The sequence below is a fragment of the Streptomyces tirandamycinicus genome (assembly GCF_003097515.1).
GTDB classification, from domain to species: Bacteria; Actinomycetota; Actinomycetes; order Streptomycetales; family Streptomycetaceae; genus Streptomyces; species Streptomyces tirandamycinicus.
Window position 1 is genome coordinate 3,590,174 of sequence record NZ_CP029188.1, and the last position, 17,622, is coordinate 3,607,795.

14 protein-coding genes and 1 pseudogene are annotated in these 17,622 nt (G+C 73.3%); 9 read left to right on the top strand and 6 right to left on the bottom strand.

The annotated features are described in order from the left end of the window. Positions 1–207: 207 nt before the first annotated feature. The gene (gene pip / locus DDW44_RS15850) at positions 208–1,170 is read left to right on the top strand and encodes a prolyl aminopeptidase (protein WP_108906850.1); all 963 of its coding nucleotides are present in this window, start codon (positions 208–210) and stop codon (positions 1,168–1,170) included. A 35-nt stretch (positions 1,171–1,205) separates the two neighbouring features. On the opposite strand, the gene DDW44_RS15855 is transcribed toward pip, so the two are convergent. After that, complete coding sequence (locus tag DDW44_RS15855) at positions 1,206–2,108, bottom strand: substrate-binding domain-containing protein (protein WP_108906851.1); 903 nt, start codon at positions 2,106–2,108, stop codon at positions 1,206–1,208. 190 nt (positions 2,109–2,298) lie between these two features. Further along, positions 2,299–3,690 (bottom strand): NADP-dependent succinic semialdehyde dehydrogenase, encoded by a 1,392-nt coding sequence (locus tag DDW44_RS15860; protein ID WP_108906852.1) that lies wholly within the window; start codon positions 3,688–3,690, stop codon positions 2,299–2,301. 290 nt (positions 3,691–3,980) lie between these two features. Between DDW44_RS15860 and DDW44_RS15865 the strand changes: the two genes are divergently transcribed. From DDW44_RS15865 to DDW44_RS15885, 5 genes and pseudogenes are all read left to right on the top strand, one after another. Continuing rightward, entirely contained in the window at positions 3,981–4,721 is a 741-nt protein-coding gene (locus DDW44_RS15865) for a LolA-like protein (protein ID WP_017948284.1), read from the top strand. A gap of 157 nt (positions 4,722–4,878) precedes the next feature. Further along, positions 4,879–5,352, top strand: coding sequence for an NUDIX hydrolase (locus DDW44_RS15870; protein ID WP_108906853.1), 474 nt, complete (start codon positions 4,879–4,881; stop codon positions 5,350–5,352). Between the two features lie 34 nt (positions 5,353–5,386). Next, positions 5,387–6,067: a glycoside hydrolase family 75 protein gene (locus DDW44_RS15875; RefSeq protein ID WP_018890910.1), complete on the top strand. Its 681-nt coding sequence runs from the start codon at positions 5,387–5,389 to the stop codon at positions 6,065–6,067. Positions 6,068–6,130: 63 nt separating this feature from the next. After that, complete coding sequence (locus DDW44_RS15880) at positions 6,131–7,291, top strand: PHP domain-containing protein (protein ID WP_244224046.1); 1,161 nt, start codon at positions 6,131–6,133, stop codon at positions 7,289–7,291. Further along, positions 7,276–7,512 (top strand): annotated as a pseudogene (locus tag DDW44_RS15885) (UTRA domain-containing protein); the annotation flags it as partial. The gene DDW44_RS15880 and the pseudogene DDW44_RS15885, both read left to right, overlap by 16 nt. 59 nt (positions 7,513–7,571) lie before the next feature. On the opposite strand, the gene DDW44_RS15890 reads toward DDW44_RS15885, so the two are convergent. The 3 genes from DDW44_RS15890 to DDW44_RS15900 all read right to left on the bottom strand — a co-directional run bounded on the left by DDW44_RS15890 (position 7,572) and on the right by DDW44_RS15900 (position 10,464). Beyond that, positions 7,572–8,708: a serine/threonine-protein kinase gene (locus tag DDW44_RS15890; RefSeq protein WP_425275639.1), complete on the bottom strand. Its 1,137-nt coding sequence runs from the start codon at positions 8,706–8,708 to the stop codon at positions 7,572–7,574. A gap of 446 nt (positions 8,709–9,154) precedes the next feature. After that, positions 9,155–9,604: a MarR family winged helix-turn-helix transcriptional regulator gene (locus DDW44_RS15895; protein WP_244224047.1), complete on the bottom strand. Its 450-nt coding sequence runs from the start codon at positions 9,602–9,604 to the stop codon at positions 9,155–9,157. Positions 9,605–9,822: 218 nt separating this feature from the next. Then, a complete protein-coding gene (locus tag DDW44_RS15900; RefSeq protein WP_108906854.1) occupies positions 9,823–10,464 on the bottom strand; it encodes a DJ-1/PfpI family protein in 642 nt (213 codons plus the stop codon). Positions 10,465–10,660: 196 nt separating this feature from the next. Here DDW44_RS15900 and DDW44_RS15905 point away from each other — a divergent pair, with 196 nt between their 5' ends. From DDW44_RS15905 to DDW44_RS15915, 3 genes are all read left to right on the top strand, one after another. Beyond that, entirely contained in the window at positions 10,661–12,022 is a 1,362-nt protein-coding gene (locus tag DDW44_RS15905) for an aspartate aminotransferase family protein (protein ID WP_108906855.1), read from the top strand. A gap of 343 nt (positions 12,023–12,365) precedes the next feature. After that, positions 12,366–13,046: a GntR family transcriptional regulator gene (locus DDW44_RS15910; RefSeq protein WP_108906856.1), complete on the top strand. Its 681-nt coding sequence runs from the start codon at positions 12,366–12,368 to the stop codon at positions 13,044–13,046. Positions 13,047–13,394: 348 nt separating this feature from the next. Then, on the top strand, positions 13,395–14,045 hold the full coding sequence (locus DDW44_RS15915) for a hypothetical protein (protein WP_026165283.1): 651 nt from the start codon (positions 13,395–13,397) through the stop codon (positions 14,043–14,045). Positions 14,046–14,161: 116 nt separating this feature from the next. On the opposite strand, the gene DDW44_RS15920 is transcribed toward DDW44_RS15915, so the two are convergent. Further along, positions 14,162–17,509 (bottom strand): DNRLRE domain-containing protein, encoded by a 3,348-nt coding sequence (locus DDW44_RS15920; RefSeq protein WP_146207022.1) that lies wholly within the window; start codon positions 17,507–17,509, stop codon positions 14,162–14,164. Between the last annotated feature and the right edge of the window lie 113 nt (positions 17,510–17,622).

Sequence of the window (17,622 nt, forward strand, 5' to 3'; positions counted from 1 at the left end):
AGGCGGACACGGCCTTCCCGGGGCTGCCCCCGCGCCGGTCCGGAAACCCCCTTGGGACGCGGGGCACCCGGCACTATCGTGGCCGGTTCGTCCCGCGGCGGGCCGCCCGCACCCGCAGGCGCGTACCCGGGCTCTCCCCGCGCCCGGCCCGGCGCCGGTCGCGGGCGCGCCCCTCGCCCCTCGCCCCTGCGCAGCCGAGGAGCCGTCATGCCCACGCGATACCCGCCCATCGAGCCCCACGACCGGGGCATGCTCGACACCGGCGACGGCCACCACGTGTACTGGGAGGTCTGCGGCAATCCCGACGGCAAGCCCGCCGTGGTGGTGCACGGCGGCCCGGGATCGGGATGCGGGCCCGGGGCCCGGCGGCTGTTCGATCCGGAGCGCTACCGGGTCGTCCTGTTCGACCAGCGCGGCTGCGGCCGCAGCACCCCGCACGCGAGCGACCCCGGCGCCGACCTCACCACCAACACGACCGGGCATCTGCTGGCCGACATGGAGCGGCTGCGGGAACTCCTGGGCATCGGCCGCTGGCTGCTGTACGGCGGGTCCTGGGGGTCGACGCTGCTGCTCGCGTACGCCCAGCGCCACCCGGAGCGGGTGTCGGAGATCGTCGTCAACGGGGTCACGACGACCCGCCGTTCGGAGATCGACTGGCTCTACCGCGGCGTGGCGCGGTTCTTCCCCGCACAGTGGGACCGCTTCCTGGCCGGGGTGCCGGAGGCCGGACGCGACGGCGACCCGGTCGCGGCGTACGCGCGCAGGATGAACGACCCGGACCCGGGGATACGGGCGAGGGCCGCGGAGGACTGGTGTGCCTGGGAGGATGCCGTGGTCTCGCTGGAGCCCGACGGCCCCTCCGGGGTCTACTCCGCCCCCGCCTCGGCGGACCGGATCGCTTTCGTCCGGATCGCCTCCCACTACTTCGCGCACGGGGCGTGGCTGGACGAGGGCGTGCTGCTGCGGAACGCGGCACGGCTCACCGGAATCCCCGGGGTGCTGGTGCACGGCAGGCTCGATCTGTCCAGCCCTCCGGACACCGCGTGGGAGCTGTGCCGGGCGTGGCCGGACGCCCGGCTGGTGACGGTCGGCGGCGCGGGGCACCTGGGCGGCGACGCGGCGCGTGCGGAGGTGCTGGCCGCGCTCGACGGTTTCGCCGGCCGCCGCTGAGGCGCCCCCGGCCGGCGGGGCACGGAACGCCCCCGTCACCCGCCGGCCGCGGCCGCCACCGCGTCGGCCACCCGGTCGAAGAAGCGCGCGTGCGCGCCGTCGCTGCACGGCGCCTCGGGGTTCCACGGGACGACCCGTGCCCGGGCCGCGGCCTCGCACCAGGCGGCGCTGCCGCCCGGGGCGTCCGGGGCGTTCAGGGCAGCCAAGGGGTAGGCGTTGGCGCGTGTGTCGACGAGGAGGACCGGTGCGGAGAGTTCCGCGACGTACGACCAGTCGGCGGTGCACCAGTTGGTGCCGGGGCCGCCCTGAGGCGACACCAGGTCGAGGCCGAGGGCGGTGAGTTCCCTGAGGTCGGGCCACGAGTGCGGCCTGGCCAGGTAGGCGCTGTCGGCGGACGCCGGTGACAGGGCCAGCAGGGCGGGCCGGACGGCGCTGTCGTGTGCGAGGGCACGGATCCTGGCGCTGGCGCGGGCGAGGGCGACGGCGCCCGCCGTGTCCCGGGCGGCGCCCAGGGATCTGGCGAGGGCGGCGAAACGGGCGCGGACGTCGCCCAGCGACTGCCCCTGGCCGACGTCGAGCACGACCAGGGGCACCCGTTCCTCGATGTGCTTCGCCGTGTCCGGATCGAGGCCGTAGACCTGCCCTCCGCCGTAGGTGACGGCGACCACCAGGTCGGGGGCGGCGCCGAGCAGCGCCTCGGCGTCGAGCGCGTCGCCCGAGCCGAGATAGCCGAGGCCGTCCAGCGGCAGGGACCCGGCCTTGACCGGGTCCGGTCCGTCCCCGTCGTGGTTCGAGCCGAACACCCCGGCCGGCCGAATGCCGTGCTCCCAGAGGGTCGCTCCGGCCTGGATGTAGCTGACGACCCGTTCGGGCCGCTGATCGGAGGAGGCCAGACGGCCTCGGTCGTCGAGGAACTGCCAGTCGGTACGCCGGTCCATGATCGAGTGCCCCCTGCCCCTCGTCCGCGACTCGCTGCCCCTCTTCCTGCCCGGCAATCGCGCGCGGCGAACGGCCGGTCCGGGACCTGGGGTGCGGTGTCCCGGACCGGCCGCCGGGAGGGGCGGGGCTTGGTGTCAGACCGAGGGGGCCGGGGGCCTGGTCTCAGGCCGGGAGGGCCGGGGGCCGGACTCAGGCGGCGGTCCAGACGGTCGTGATGTTGCAGAACTCCTTGATCCCGTGGTCGGACAGCTCACGCCCGTAACCGGACCGCTTCGCGCCGCCGAAGGGCATCGCAGGGTGGGAGGCGGTCATCCCGTTGAAGAAGATCCCGCCCGCCTCCATGTCCTGGACGAACCGCTCCATGTCGCCCGCCTCCCGGGTCCAGACGTTGGAACTCAGGCCGAAGGGCGAGTCGTTGGCGACGGCCACGGCCTCGTCGAGACCGGAGACCCGGTAGACGGTCGCGACGGGGCCGAACGCCTCCTCGTGGTGGATCCGCATCCGCGGGGTGACGCCCGCGAGCACCGTCGGCAGGTAGTACCAGCCGGCCGGCCGGCCTTCGGGGCGGCCGGCGCCGCACAGCACCCGCGCTCCGCACCGTACGGCGTCGTCGACCAGTTCCTCCAGGTCGGCGCGGCCCTGCTCGGTGGCCAGCGGTCCGACGTCGGTGGACTCGTCCATGGGGTCGCCGACGGCGAGCGCCTCCATCCGGGCGGTGAAGCGCTCGGTGAAGGCGTCGTACACGTCCTCGTGGACGATGAAGCGCTTCGCCGCGATGCACGACTGCCCGTTGTTCTGGACCCGGGCGGTGACGGCGACCCGCGCGGCCCGGTCCACGTCGGCGGACGGCATGACCACGTACGGGTCGCTGCCGCCGAGCTCCAGGACGGTCTTCTTGACCTCGTCACCGGCGATCGAGGCGACGGAGCGCCCCGCCGGTTCGCTGCCGGTGAGCGTCGCCGCGGCCACCCGCGGGTCGCGCAGCACGCCCTCGATCGCCCCCGCACCGACCAGCAGGGTCTGGAAGCAGCCCGCGGGGAAGCCCGCCCGGTGGAAGAGGTCGCCCAGGTAGAGGGCGGTCTGCGGAACGTTCGAGGCGTGCTTGAGCAGCCCGGTGTTACCGGCCATCAGCGCGGGCGCCGCGAACCGCACGACCTGCCACAGCGGGAAGTTCCAGGGCATCACGGCGAGCACCACGCCCAGCGGGCGGTAGCGGACCGTCACGCCGGAGGCGCCCGAGTCCTTCACGTCGCCGTCCGCGGGGTGCTCGTCGGCGAGCAGTTCCTCGGCGTGGTCGGCGTACCACCGCATCGCCTTCACACACTTGGCGGCCTCGGCCCTCGCCGCCGTCAGCGGCTTGCCCATCTCGCTCGTCATGGTGCGGGCGATGTCCTCCTGGTCCTCCTCCAGCAGCGACGCCGCCCGCCTCAGGAGCCGGGAGCGCTCCGGGAAGGAGGTCGTGCGGTACGCGCGGAAGGTGGCGTGAGCGGCGGCCAGGCGGTTCTCGATCTCCTCGGGGCCGATGGCTTCGAAGGTCTTGAGCGTTTCGCCGGTCGCGGGATTCACACTGGCGATGGCCATGGCTGTGTCCTCCTTGGGCCGCACCTTCGACCCTGCCGCGCCCGGGGCGGCGGCGCAACGCGACGGTCCCGGGCGGACCGACCCGTCACCGCCGGCCGCTTCCCGGGCCGTACGCCGTGGCCGCGGTCGCCCTCCCGGGCCGTACATCACGGCCGCCGTCGCCTCCCGGGCCGTACGCCACGGCCGCCGCCGTCCTCCCGGCGGTTCACCCGAACGGGCGGCGGGTGCCCCCTCGGCGTAGGCTCGGGATCGGCGGAGCACCCACCCGGCGCGTTTCCCGGGAGGCGATCGTGAGCGCACACCACAGGACCTGGACACGGGCGTCGTCCGCGGCTCTCCTCGCGGTCGCACTCGCGGCCGGCGGCACGGCGTACGCGGGCGACGACATCGAGACGCTCACGGCCCGGCAGATCGCGGAGAAGGCCCGCGAGGCCCTGCTCGACGCGGAGTCGGTGCACATCACCAGCAAGGGCGACCTGCGGGAACCGGGTTCGCCGAACGAGCTGGACCTCGCCCTGGACCGCTCGGGCAACTGCGCCGGGACGGTCAGCATGGGCGGCGAGGGCTCCGTGGAGATCATCAAACGCGGTGAGACGGTGTGGATGAAGCCGGACGCGGCGTTCTGGAAGAACCAGGTGCCCGGCGGCGGCGAAGCGGTCAGGGAACTCGTCGGGGACCGCTATCTGCGCGGCACCACCGACATCGGCCTGCTGAAGGGCATGGCCGGGGTCTGCGACCTCGACACGTTCCTCGACCGGCTGACCGGCGTTCCCACCAGCGACGTCTCCCTCACCAAGGGGGAGAAGACGGAGGTCGACGGCGTCGAGGCCATCCCGGTGACGGGCAATCTGGCAGGCCGGACGGTCACCCTGTACGTCGCCACCGAGGGCGAGCCCCATCCGGTGCGCCTGGTGGTGACGAGTGCCGGCGCGGCGAAGGCGACCGTGGACTTCTCCGACTACGACGAGCCGGTCCCGACCGCGACTCCCACCGCCGACGACAGCGTCGACCTGTCCACTCTCCTGGGCTAGACACCTCCGCTCTCGTGGGCCGGACCCCGCCGCGCCGCCCGGAGCGGCCACTCCCGGGAGTGAACCGGCAGTGCACCCGGCCATGGCCGTTCGACCGGCCACCGGCACCCCGGCGGTCCGATGGCGACGGCCGTGAGCCCCCCGCAGACTCGGCAGCATGTCGGGCAAGCGAAGCGCCGGTCTCCTGCTGTTCCGGGGCACCGCGGCGGATCTCGAGGTGCTGATCGGGCACATGGGAGGCCCCTTTTGGGCCGCCAGGGACGAGGGCGCGTGGTCGATTCCCAAGGGCGAGTACGGCCCGGAGGAGCAGCCGGAGGCGGCGGCACGGCGGGAGTTCGAGGAGGAACTCGGGCTGCCCGCCCCGGACGGCGAGCGCATCGCGCTCGGTGAGAGCCGCCAGACGGGCGGCAAGACCGTCACCGTGTGGGCGGTCGAGGGCGACCTCGATCCCCGTTCGGTGGTGCCCGGCACGTTCACGATGCAGTGGCCGCCGCGGTCCGGCGTACCGACGGAGTTCCCCGAGGTCGACCGGGTCGGCTGGTTCCCCCTGGAGCGCGCGGCGGAGCTGCTCGTCCCCGGCCAGCGGGTCTTCCTGGACCGGCTCGCCCACCACATACGCGGCGGCCGCTGAACGCGGCCGCGCCCCGAACCGGAGGAAACACCCCGTGTCCCGTTGCTCCAAGGCCGTCGCCCTGTCCGGCGCGGCACTCCTCGTCGCGGCCGCTCTGCCGGCCACCGCCACCGCCCGTCCCGCCTACGAGGGCTCCGTGACCGCGCGCGAACTCCTCGCCAAGGTCAGGAGCTGCACCCGGATATCCGACGGGCTGTTCCGGTCCGACGCGGACCAGGAGGAGTCCATACCGGTGTGCGGCACCCGCTCGGTGGTCTTCTGGAAGGCGGACCTCGACATCGACTGCGACGGCCTGGGCAGCCCGGAGTGCAACCCCGACACCGACGAGTACTGGCAGCCCGAGACCGCGTACTGGGACTCCGAGGGATACCCGCTGGACTCCGCCGACCTGCCGTTCATCGTCGTACCGGCGATCAGTTCGGTGTGGGACTACAACTACTCGCGCATCCGCGGCGGCACCGTCGCCGCCGTCATCTACCGCAACCGGCTCGTGTACGCGGTGGTCGGCGACGTCGGCCCGACCGACCTCATCGGCGAGGCGTCGCACGCCACCGCCCGTGCGCTGGGCATAGACCCCGACCCGACCACCGGAGGCGTCAACTCCGGCGTGACGTACATCCTGTTCCGGGACTCCAAGGTCACCCCCATCGAGTCGCACCGGGCCGCGGTGAGGCTGGGCGACCGACTCGCGCGGAAGTTCGTCGGTCGCTCGTGACGTGCGGCGGGAGCACCATGGGAGGGACGGACCGGCACGGACCGGGCGAGGAAGGGCGGTGCGATGACGGCCGACGACAGGGCGGCGGGCGCCCGCCCGGACCGGGGGACCGCGTCCGCTCCCCGCTCCCGCGGCGAACACCGGCGGCACCCGGCGACGGGCCCGGTGGAGGCACTGGACCGGATCGCCTTCCTGCTCGAGCGGTCCGCGGCTCCGACGTACCGGGTGCGTGCCTTCCGTACGGCGTCGGCGGCGATCGCCGCCCTGGGCGAGCACGAGGTGGGCGAACGGGCCGCGGCCGGCTCGCTGGAGTCGGTGCGGGGTCTCGGGCCCAAGACCGCTCAGGTCGTCCGGGAGGCCCTGGCCGGTCAGGTGCCGGCGTATCTGCGGCGGCTGGAGGAGGAGGCGGGCGGGCAGGCCGGCGGGGACGCCCCGGGGGCGCGGCTGCGTGCGGCGCTCCGCGGGGACTGCCATCTGCATTCGGACTGGTCCGACGGCGGCAGCCCGATCGAGGCGATGGGGCGCGCGGCGGCCGCCCTCGGGCACGAATGGGCCGTGCTCACCGACCACTCGCCCCGGCTCACGGTCGCCCGCGGGCTCAGCCCGGAGCGGCTGCGGGAGCAGTTGGACGTGGTCGCCGAACTCAACCGCACCTGGGAGCCGTTCCGGCTGTTCACCGGCATCGAGTGCGACATCCTGCCGGACGGGTCGCTCGACCAGGAGCCGGAACTGCTGGACCGGCTGGACGTGGTGGTCGCCTCCGTGCACTCCCGGCTGCGGATGGAGGCGAGGCCGATGACCCGGCGGATGGTCACCGCGGTGACCGATCCGCTCGTCGACGTCCTCGGGCACTGCACGGGACGGCTGCTGAAGGGACGTGACGGAGGGCGCGGAGGGCGCGGAGGGCACGGGCGGCCGGAGTCGGAGTTCGACGCGGACGAGGTGTTCGCGGCCTGCGCCGAGTCCGGCACGGCCGTGGAGATCAACTGCCGTCCGGACCGCCTCGATCCGCCGCGCCGGCTGCTGCGGCGCGCGGTGGACGCGGGCGTGCTCTTCGCGATCGACACCGACGCCCACGCTCCGGGCCAGCTCGACTGGCAGATCAACGGCTGTGCCCGGGCCGAGGAGTGCGGGGTGCCGGAGTCGCGCGTGGTCAACACCCGTGGTGCGCAGGACGTGCTGCGCTGGGCGCGGACGGGGGACCTGCCGGGCTCTACCGGCTGATGCGCGGCGCCGGCATCACCCTGCACAGCGCCCGGCAGTCGGTCGGCGCCCGGGCCGCCACCGGCGACGAGGCGCGGCTGCTCGGCGAGGAGGCGGGCTCCCCGCTGCTGACGATGGAGCGGACCACCTTCGACGACACCGGGCGCGCCGTCGAGTTCGGCTCGCATGTCTACCGGGCCTCGCGGTACGCCTTCGAGTTCCAGCTCCTGGTCCGTCCCTGAGGGATCCCGTGGCGGGTGCCGCGCCGCCCGGGCCGGATGCTTCTCCGTGCCGTTCTTCTTCAACCCGCGGCGGCCGGTGTGTCCCGGCCGGAGGACTGCGCGGCGGGGGAGCCCGGTGCGGCGGGGTGTCGTGCGGCGGGGTGCTGAACCGCCGGGCCGACGGCGGGGGAGTCCTGCGGGGCGGCTTGCCGTGCGGCGTCCGGGGTCCGCGGACCCCGGCCGGGTGCCTGCCCCCCGGCCGCCGGGCCCGCCCCCGGAGCGTCCGCGAAGCTCTCCGGGTGCTCGACCTCCAGCAGCCTCACCGCGTGGCTGCCGAGCTGGGCGATGAGGGCTCCCGGCAGCCACGGCACGCTCGAGTCCTCCGACACGCCCCCGGCCCGTTCCCTGATCTGCTCCAGAGTGGGCCGGGAGCCGGGATCCTTGTGCAGGCAGTCCCGTATCAGGCCCCGCAGCGGCTCCGGGACACCGGACAGATCCGGCTCCTCCTCGGCGATGCGGAACATCTGCGCGTGGACGCCGCTGTCCGCGGAGCCGAACGGCATCCGTCCACCCGCCGCGTACGCCAGGACCGAGCCCAGGCAGAACACGTCGCAGGCCGGGGTGACGCGGTCCCCCCGGATCTGTTCCGGTGCCATGAACCCGGGCGAGCCGACCAGCGCGCCGGTACGGGTCAGCCCGCCGTCCGTGGCGGTCCCCAGGGCGCGGGCGATACCGAAGTCGATGACCCGGGGCCCGTCGATCGTGATCAGGACGTTGGACGGCTTCAGGTCGCGGTGCACGATCCCCGCGCTGTGGATGTCCGCGAGAGCCCGGGCCAGTCCGGCGGCGAGGGTGCGCACCGAGTGCTGGGGCAGCGGTCCGTGCGCCGGACTGCCCTGCCCTCCGGAGACCACCGAGTGGAGCGACGGCCCGGCGACATAGCCCGTCGCCACCCACGGCACCTCCGCCTCGGTGTCCGCGTCCAGCACCGGAGCAGTCCAGGCCCCGCCCACCCGGCGGGCGGCCGCGACCTCGTGCCGGAACCGGCTGCGGAACTCCTCCTGCTCGGCCAGTTCCCGCCGGACCAGCTTGACCGCGACCGTGCGCCCGCGGTCGGAGCGGGCCAGATAGACCTGCCCCATGCCGCCGGCACCCAGGCGGGCCAGCAGTCGGTACGCCCCGATGCGGTGCGGATCTCCGGATGCCAGTTGCTCCATGGCCGAGCGCCCCTCCCCCGACATGCGTGGACATCACGCGCGTGTGCGTGCGGGTGTGCGCGTACGGTTCTACGCGCGTGCCCGATCGCATGAGAATAGTGCGCTCCGGGCCGGCACCCGCGGACAATCGCGTCCGGGCCGGGACCGGCCCGAAACCCAGCCGCGTTCCCGTCCGTTGCGATCCTCCGTGGGCCCGTGAGGAGACACCCGGGCCAGGAGACACCCACGACCGTTCCGCCGGTTCCCGGGAATCGGGCGGACGCGCCGCCGGAAGCCCGTGCGCGACACATCGAACGGGCGTACCCGGACCCGGACCCGGTCCGTCCCTGTGCCGTACCCGTCCCCGGTCCGGACCCGGTCCGCCCCTGTGCCGGACTCGAAGCCCCGGACTCGAAGCCCGTACCCGGACCCCGGCCTGGCCCCGAGGCCCCGGCCCTCAGGCCATGTCAGCGATGCGACCCGGCGGCCTCGTCCGGGGTGGCCGTGGCCTGCCCGCCGTCCGATGCGAGCGCTTCCATCGCGGCGGAGAGCCGCTCCAGCACCCGTACGGTCTCCGCGAACTGCTCGTCGCCGAGGTGGCCGGCGAGGCGTCCGGCGAGCTCGGCGTGACCCGGGCCGATCTTCTCGATCGCCGCCATGCCCTCGGCGGTGGGCCGGAGCAGCTTGGCCCGGCGGTGCGCCGGGTTCGGCACGTACTCGGCGAGGCCGTTGCCGACGAGCAGGTCGGCGATCCGTTGCACGCTCTGCCGGGTGATGCCCATGGCCCGGGCGATGCCCGCGACCGGAAGGGGCTCGCGCAGCACGGCACCGAGGACCTGCCACCAGGCGGAGGTCAGCCCGGCCGGCCGGGCCAGTTCGTCGGCGACGCCGAGGAACTGGCCGTTCAGCCGGAACACGCTGAGGGCGGCCCTGCTGAGCAGGTCCTGACGCTCCCCGGCCGGTTCCCGGGCGGGTGGGACGGCCGAACCACGGTCCGGATCACGGTCCCAACCATGGCCCGAACCATGGCCCGGATCACGGTCCCAACCATGGCCCGAACCATGGCCCGGATCACGCTCCGAGCCATGGCCCGAGCCATGGCCCGAGCCAGCGGGATCGATGCTGCGGCCGCCGGTCATGCCTCGAGCTCCTCGAACGCCGCCGGGTCCGAGTCGTGGAACAGCCGGTACCAGGCGTCGAGCTTGCCGCCCTCGAACGCGCCGAGCCTGCCGAGCACTTCACGGGCGAACGCGACCGGCTCGGTCGGGCCGGCGGTGATCAGATCGCGGTCGGTCACCGCATCGGTGTCGACGTAGTGCCCGCCGCCGCCGTAGCCCGTGGCGGCCAGGTAGAACGACACCGCGCTGGTGTGCCTCCGGTCGTCCAGCAGACCCTCGCGCGCCAGCCCGGCCGTGGCCCCGCAGATCGCGGCGACGGGTACCCCCGAGTCGAGGAACTCCCGCGCCTTGCGGGCGAACGGCGCCAGGTCGTCGCCGGTGTCCCACAGGTCGGCGCCGGCGAGGATGAGCAGCTCGCTGTCCTCCGGCCGCAGCGCGTCGAGGTCGAGGTCGGGCTGGATGCGCAGGCCGCCGATCGTGGTGACCTGCTTGTCGGCGGTGATGCCGACCGTGCGCACGGTGTGGCCGGTGCGCGCGAGCCAGGCGGTCGCGTGCCCCGTCTCCCAGTCGGCGAACGTGTCGTAGACGGCCACGTGAACCGACCTGGCGGCTGCCGAAGCCTCGGCGGTCCCGGTGGTGGATGTCGTGTCGGCGGTCATGGCGGCCTCCCCGTCCCGGTGGTCGAGCTCCGTCCCGCCCCTGCGGTCGAGCTCCCTCGATGACAGAAGGCTGTCATGATGACAGCATTCTGTCAATGGTGGGTGTGGCATCCCGCGACACGTTGCCCATGAAAGTGGCGGAGGCCATACAAGGTGGCCATGTCGGCCCCGGCCGGCGCCTCCCTAACCTGGCCGCATGACCCCTCATGTCGAACCCGATCCCCGGGCCGGCGCGGCCGTGAAGGCCGCCGACCGCGCTCACGTCTTCCACTCGTGGTCCGCCCAGGGCCTGATCGACCCGCTCGCCGTGGCCGGCGCGGAGGGTTCGTACTTCTGGGACTACGACGGCAACCGCTACCTCGACTTCACCAGCGGCCTCGTCTACACCAACATCGGCTACCAGCACCCCAGGGTCGTCGAGGCGATCCAGGAACAGGCGGGGCGGCTGGCCACGTTCGCGCCGGCCTTCGCCGTCGACGTGCGCTCGGAGGCGGCGCGGCTGATAGCCGAGCGCACCCCCGGCGACCTGGACAAGATCTTCTTCACCAACGGCGGCGCCGAGGCCGTCGAGAACGCGGTCCGGATGGCCCGTCTGCACACGGGCCGGGCGAAGGTGCTCTCGGCGTACCGCTCGTACCACGGCGCCACCTCCACGGCGATCAACCTCACCGGCGACCCGCGCCGCTGGGCGTCCGACACGGCCTCGGCGGGCGTCGTCCACTTCTGGGCGCCGTTCCCCTACCGCTCGCCGTTCTACTCCGCCACGGAGGCGGAGGAGTGCGCGCGGGCGCTGCAGCACCTGGAGGACACGATCGCGTTCGAGGGTCCGGGGACCGTCGCCGCGATCGTCCTGGAGACCATCCCCGGCACCGCGGGCATCATGACCCCGCCGCCCGGGTACCTCGCCGGGGTCCGCGAGATCTGCGACCGGTACGGCATCGTGTTCGTCCTCGACGAGGTCATGGCGGGCTTCGGGCGTACGGGCAGGTGGTTCGCGGCGGAGCACTACGACGTGGTGCCCGACCTGATGACCTTCGCCAAGGGGGTCAACTCCGGTTATGTGCCGCTCGGCGGCGTGGCCATCTCCGCCGAGATCGCGGCGACCTTCGACAAGCGCCCGTACCCCGGTGGCCTCACCTACTCCGGCCACCCGCTCGCCTGCGCCGCCGCCGTCGCGACGATCCGGGTGATGGAGGACGAGAAGGTCGTCGAGCAGGCCGCCCACATCGGCGAGACCGTGCTCGGCCCGGGGCTGCGCGCGCTGGCCGAGCGCCACCCCTCGGTGGGCGAGGTGCGCGGTCTCGGCGCGTTCTGGGCCCTGGACCTGGTGCGCGACCGCGAGACCCGGGAACCGCTGGTGCCGTACAACGCCTCGGGCGAGGCGGCCGCCCCGATGGCCGCCTTCGGCGCGGCCTGCAAGAAGAACGGCCTGTGGCCCTTCATCAACATGAACCGCACCCACGCCGTCCCGGCCTGCAACATCACCGAGGCCGAGGCCAAGGAGGGACTGGCGGCCCTGGACGAGGCCCTCTCGGTCGCCGACGAGCACACCGTCTGACGCGGCCGGGCGCGCGGTCCCGCGGGGCCGGCACCCGGTCCCACGCCGGGCCGGCGGGGCGGCGAGCCCGCCCCGGCCCCTCTACGCGTGCGCCCCGGCCCTTCTGTCGTACGCCACGGGGCCGGGGCCGGGGCCGACCGTGCGGTGAGGGGTGGAGCCGGTGCTGCGCCCGGGCGGCCGGGCCACGAGGCTACCGGGGGTCCGGCGCGGCCCGGGGCGGGAGCCCGAGGGCCGCCGTGGGGCTCGGCACGGCCCGGGCGGGAGCCTACGGGCGGCGTGGGCGGGGCGGCGGCCGCCGTGGGGCTTAGGGTGTCCGTCGAACCGGACGGAGGAGACCGACACCATGCCCGCGAGCGGAGCTGTCACACGCAACACCCTGCGGCAGCAGATCGCCGACGCATTGCGGGACGAAGTGCTGGCCGGACGGCTGCGGCCCGGCCAGGAGTTCACCGTCAAACACATCGCCGAGCAGTACGGCGTCTCCGCCACCCCCGTCCGCGAGGCCCTCGTCGACCTCGCCGGACAGGGCCTGCTCGACTCCAACCAGCACCGCGGCTTCCAGGTGCACCGCTTCTCCGTCGAGGACTTCCGCGGCATGATCGAGGCCCGCTCGCTCATCGTCGACGCCGTCCTCCGCAGGGGCGGAGTGCCCGGCGCCCAGCCGGCGGTGGGCCCCGCGCTGGTCTCCGTACGCCGCCGCGCGGAGGAGGCCGCACGGGCCGCCCGCTGCGGCGACCTGAACGTCCTCATCGGCTACGACCTGCGGTTCTGGCGTGAACTGGGTGCCCTCGTCACCAACCGCTACATCGCCGACTTCCTCGACCGGCTCCGGGTGCAGTCCTGGGTCTTCGCCGTGCCCCGGCTACGGGCCGAGCCCGACCTCGGGAGCTGGCTGTGGAGCGGTCACGAGCAGCTCGCCGACGCGATCGCACGCGGCGACGCCTCGGCGGCCCGGACACTGATCGCGGCGGACGACGACCTGGCCCTGCGCTGGGCGGAGCGCTTGGAGCGGCGCCCGGAGTGACGGCGGGGCCGGTGACCGAGCCGGACCGGCGAGACCCGGAGTGACGGCAGGTCCGGTGCCGGAACGAGACCGGGCGGGAGCAAGGCCGGAGCGAGCCGGACCGGTGGGCCCGGCCCGGACCCCGGGGGAACCGGCGGGCCCCGACCCAACCCCCGAGGGAACCGGCGGGCCCGGGGCCGCGCGGACCGGCCCGAGGATGGGTAAGGGACCTGCAGACCCCCGGCACGGTGCCGCCACCCGGGCCGAACCGGCGTCGGCGACGGCTGTCTGTGCGGGATGTGCCAGGAGCACTACGCTGTGCCGACCGTCGCACAACCTGCTACGACTCCGATGGAGAGCGAGCCCGTCTTGGCCTGTGACCTCTGGCTGGTCCCCCTCGTCGATGTGCTGTGCCACAGCCCGGACAACCCCTTCGCCGAGGAGATCGCCTCGTACGACAAGGCCCTCACCGAGGCCGGTCTGCCCACCGTTCCCGTCTTCGCCTACATGCCCGGCCTCTCGGGCGATGTCGCCCCGGTCGCCGGCTTCGACTACGACGCCCTGCACTTCCTGCGCCGGGCGTACCTCCTCCAGCTCTGCGGGCTGGCGGTGACGCCCGTCGACGAACTGGGCGGCGACTACGAGCAGCTGCTGGAGATGTTCGAGTCCACAGCCCAGCGGTCCCACCTGGTGTGGCACTACGACCACGCCGGCGCCTACGTCCCCGTCGACTTTCCCGAGCCCCTGTCCAGCGAGGAACTCCTCGCCGGCGGCGGGCCGCTGGGGTCCTCCCAGGGCCTGCTGCGCGAACTCGAGTACGTGGCCCCGTCCATCGGCATCGACCCCGCCAACCCCCCGTCCGCCCCGGCCCCGCCCACCCGTCCCACCTCCCTGGAGGAGCCGGCGGGACCCATCCCCCACGACGACAGCCCGTTCGCCCGTGAACGCCATGTCTGGCTGGGCCTGCACGCGGCCGCGACCCGAAGCCTGGGCCAGGGCTCAATGATCATCTTCAGCTGACCGCGCATCCGCCCGTGCGCCGGCGACCGTGACCGCGGCCCGTGCCGCGACGGCACCCCGCGCACGTGAGGGCGGCCCGCGCATGTGCGCGAGCTGCCCTCTTCGCTTCCAGCGGGTCAGCCGATAGCGGTGTGACCGCTCCAACTGGTCCCGACACTGGTGTTGACGACGTTGAACATCGCGGTGGAACCGAGCCGCACGGTGCCGCTCCCGAGATACACCGAGGCGTTGCCGTCCGACCGCACGGCCCAGACGTCGGGTACGCCGTCGCCGGTCACATCGGGCGTGCCCAGGACGAACGGCACATCGTCCGAGTGCCATCCCGCGCTGCCGTAGAGGAAGTCGACTCCGCCCTCGGCGGCCGTCTGCACGGCGAACGAGGACAGATCGGTCCCGGCGCCGGCGAGTTTGCCCTGCCGCAGGTAGATCCTGCCGGTGGTGTCGGTCCGGTAGACGAGATCCAGTCCCGCACCGCCCCTGACGTCGTCGACCTGCACCAGGTCCCGCTGCGACCAGTCGTCCCCGCTGAGCTGGGTGACGCCGCTGAAGCTCGCCCCCGTGTACCCGGTGAAGGCCCACAGGCCACTGCCGGCAGTGGCGAGCAGGTCGGGGCGCCCGTCGCCGGTGGCGTCACCGACGGACAGGATCTGGGTGAGCGCCCCGGTGGCCGGCGCGCCGCCCGGCAGCAGCATCTCCCGGCGCTGCCCGACGTCGAAGCCGCCGTATCCGTCACCGGGGTAGACGTAGAGCTTCCCGTCCGGCATCCGAGCGACAAGATCCTGGATGCCGTCGCCGGGCAGCCAGTCCCCGTTGTGCGAGATCAGCGCATCCGTCCAGTACCCGTCGTCGAGCAGCGCGGCGCCATCCCCGGCCGCCGAGTACGCGGCCGCCATGGAGAAGTGGAGGCGGTCGGTGCCCTGGGTCTTGGCGTACAGGAGGAGATTGCCCGACGGGTCGATGGTGTAGACGTCCGGCACCTGGTCGCCGGTGACGTCCCCGGCGGCGTCCAGTTGAGGGCTCGGCCGCACGTTGAACAGGTACTTCGTGACCCCGGAGATGTTGCCGACGCTGTCGGCGCTGCGTACGTAGAGCACGCTGGGGCCGGCGTGCGGCGGCTGGAGCGTGACGACCGCCCGGCCGCCGTTGGCCGAGTCGGGCAGGGCCTTCTTGTCGAAGGCCGTGTTGAAGCTGTACTGGTACTCCTTCACGCCGGCCGCCGGCCCGTTGGGCGTGAAGACGAACTGCCCCGCCGTGCCGAAGGCGGACGTGCTCCAGGTGCTGCCGTCATCGCCCGGGGGCGGGAAGGCGGCGGACGAGACGCCCGGGCTGTTCGGTGCCGAGTGGTCGACGGTGAACTGGCAGAGCGCGGTCGTGTGCGGAGGCCCCCACGCGGAGGTGGCTCCCTCGGCGTCCTTCGAGTACACCGACCAGGTGTACGTCGCGCCGTGCGTGAAGCTGGACCACGGGATGGTGTACGGCGTCATGGCGCCGGTGCTGTTCGTGGCGTGGTCGGCGTCGTGCAGCGGGCTGCTCGCGAATCCCGTGCGCCAGACCTTCAGGTGCAGGTACTTGAGGTTTCCGTCGGCATCGGAGGCCGAGGAGCTGAACGTGATGTCCTGTTTCCCGATCGAAAGGTAGGGCGAGGCGGTGTCACACGTGCCGCCCGGGGAGGTCTTCATGAGCGAACCCGTCGGCTCGTTCGGGGCCCGGTTGTAGACGACCTCGACGTACGGGGAGCTCTCGCCGTTGGCCTGGAACTTCTTCCAGGCGTTGGTGTCGCTCTCGTTCGCTGCACGCAGCCCCAGGGTGAGCGCCGTCCACTTCTTGTCGGATGCCTCCTGGGCGGCGGACTTGATGTCCATGGCGACCCACTTGTCCGGGCAGGAGCCCGACTTGTAGCCGTGCCCGTTGGTCTGGCTCGACAGCACGCGCGTCCAGCTCGGCTGCTTGTTCCAGGTGCTGGAGCTGGAGATCGCACCGGTGAGGTAGAGGTTGTACTGACGCGACGAGCATCCCCAGGAGTACGTCTGCAGTGCGCGGAAGGTCGCCGACTGCACCTTCGTCCCGTGCAGGGTCGAGCCGTACTCGAAGGTGAAGACGGAGCGGGAGAGTCCGCCCGTGGTCGACTCGTAGCCGACGCGCGCGTCGTTGGTGCCGTCGTTGAAGTTCTGGCCGTTGTAGAAGCTGGAGCCGGGGTACTTCGCGTACAGCAGCGTCCAGTTCTTCTTCCGCCCCTTGAAGGAAGGGTCGATGAACACCGGGTAGACCGTCTCCGGATCGGCGAGCAGCTCCTCGTCCACGTCGAGGCCGAGCACGCCGTCGTCGTCGAGGCTGGCGTCCAGGACGGCGTCGTGGCTCCCGGGCTGCGGCCCGGCGAGACCCGGCAGGGCGAGTGCGGTGGAGCCCACTGCCGGATCGGGCGCCGGTACGGGCTCGCCGATGGTGGCCCTGACGGCCCCGGCGGAGTCCCACACGTACGGGGTCGGGGAGGAGGCGAACTCCTCGCCGGTGCTGTCACGGGCACTGACGACGTCCGTGGCGTCGTCGAGCGTGAAGCTCAGGCTGGGGGAGGAGAGCCGGTAGTCGAGCCGGTCCAGCAGCGGGTCCTGCGCGGCCTGACGGGTGTGGACGACGAGGACGTGCGAATAGCCGCCGTCCCGAGCGGTGAGCAGCAGGTCGATGCCGGGGCGCACGTTCTGGTACAGCGCGCGGGGGCCGTTCACGAGGGGCTCGGGCAGCGGGCCGGGCCAGCGCACGACGAGGTCGTGGCCGCCGGTGGTCATGCGGACCAGATCGGTCCAGGTGCCGTCCGAGGACGAGGGGCTGACGGCTCCCGCCCCGGGCAGAGGCGTCCGCACGGTCGCGCGGGAGGCCCGCCCGCCGCCGTCCTCTTCGCCGGCGCCGCCCCTGCTCCCAGGGTGGTCCGCGCTGCCCGCGCTGAACAGCAGCGGGTCGTTGACGGCCCTGGGCGTGTAGCCGCCGTCCACGCGCTGCAGGGTCGTGTCGACCGGCTTCCACTCGCCGCCGACTCTGGCCCGGATCGTGTCGCTGTACGTTCGGGTCCTGAGCAGCCCGTCGGGCCGGGCCCAGGTGGTGGAGTCCGGAGTGTGCCGGGCTGTGACCTCGACGTCCTTGCCGGTGCGCCGCGCCTCCCGGACCGCCTCGGCGGCTTCGACGGGTTGCTGACGGGCCGCGTCACGCCCGGCGCGCGGCGAGGGCTCGTGCCCGCGTTCGCCGGTGAGGTGCACACCCACGGGCACGGCGATCGCGGCGGCGAGCACGCCGGCCAGAACGGCGAATCCGCGCCGCCTCCGACGCCGCTTCAATTCGGCGCAGCCAAGGAGTAGTTCGGTGGAACTCGCGTCGTCGTTCGGCGCGCCCTCCGTGCGTGCTCCCTCGGTCCGCGCTTCCTTCTGCGGTGGAGAATTCTCCGTGCTCTCCACGTTCTTCGAGGCGTCCATCATATCCTTCCCCCCGCGGGCGCCTGGATGGCTGAGCTGCCCTCGGAACTCCTGCTCTGTGCAGACGTGTGCGCAGCAGAGCATGACTCATCTTCACGTTTTCGTCACCGCCCGGC

What these genes read in the sequence shown, in the direction of transcription:
- pip (WP_108906850.1), top strand. Translation starts at nt 208, where the DNA reads ATGCCCACGCGATACCCGCCCATCGAGCCCCACGACCGGGGCATGCTC.
- DDW44_RS15855 (WP_108906851.1), bottom strand. Translation starts at nt 2,108, where the DNA reads ATGGACCGGCGTACCGACTGGCAGTTCCTCGACGACCGAGGCCGTCTG.
- DDW44_RS15860 (WP_108906852.1), bottom strand. Translation starts at nt 3,690, where the DNA reads ATGGCCATCGCCAGTGTGAATCCCGCGACCGGCGAAACGCTCAAGACC.
- DDW44_RS15870 (WP_108906853.1), top strand. Translation starts at nt 4,879, where the DNA reads ATGTCGGGCAAGCGAAGCGCCGGTCTCCTGCTGTTCCGGGGCACCGCG.
- DDW44_RS15880 (WP_244224046.1), top strand. Translation starts at nt 6,131, where the DNA reads ATGACGGCCGACGACAGGGCGGCGGGCGCCCGCCCGGACCGGGGGACC.
- DDW44_RS15890 (WP_425275639.1), bottom strand. Translation starts at nt 8,708, where the DNA reads ATGGAGCAACTGGCATCCGGAGATCCGCACCGCATCGGGGCGTACCGA.
- DDW44_RS15900 (WP_108906854.1), bottom strand. Translation starts at nt 10,464, where the DNA reads ATGACCGCCGACACGACATCCACCACCGGGACCGCCGAGGCTTCGGCA.
- DDW44_RS15905 (WP_108906855.1), top strand. Translation starts at nt 10,661, where the DNA reads ATGACCCCTCATGTCGAACCCGATCCCCGGGCCGGCGCGGCCGTGAAG.
- DDW44_RS15910 (WP_108906856.1), top strand. Translation starts at nt 12,366, where the DNA reads ATGCCCGCGAGCGGAGCTGTCACACGCAACACCCTGCGGCAGCAGATC.
- DDW44_RS15920 (WP_146207022.1), bottom strand. Translation starts at nt 17,509, where the DNA reads ATGATGGACGCCTCGAAGAACGTGGAGAGCACGGAGAATTCTCCACCG.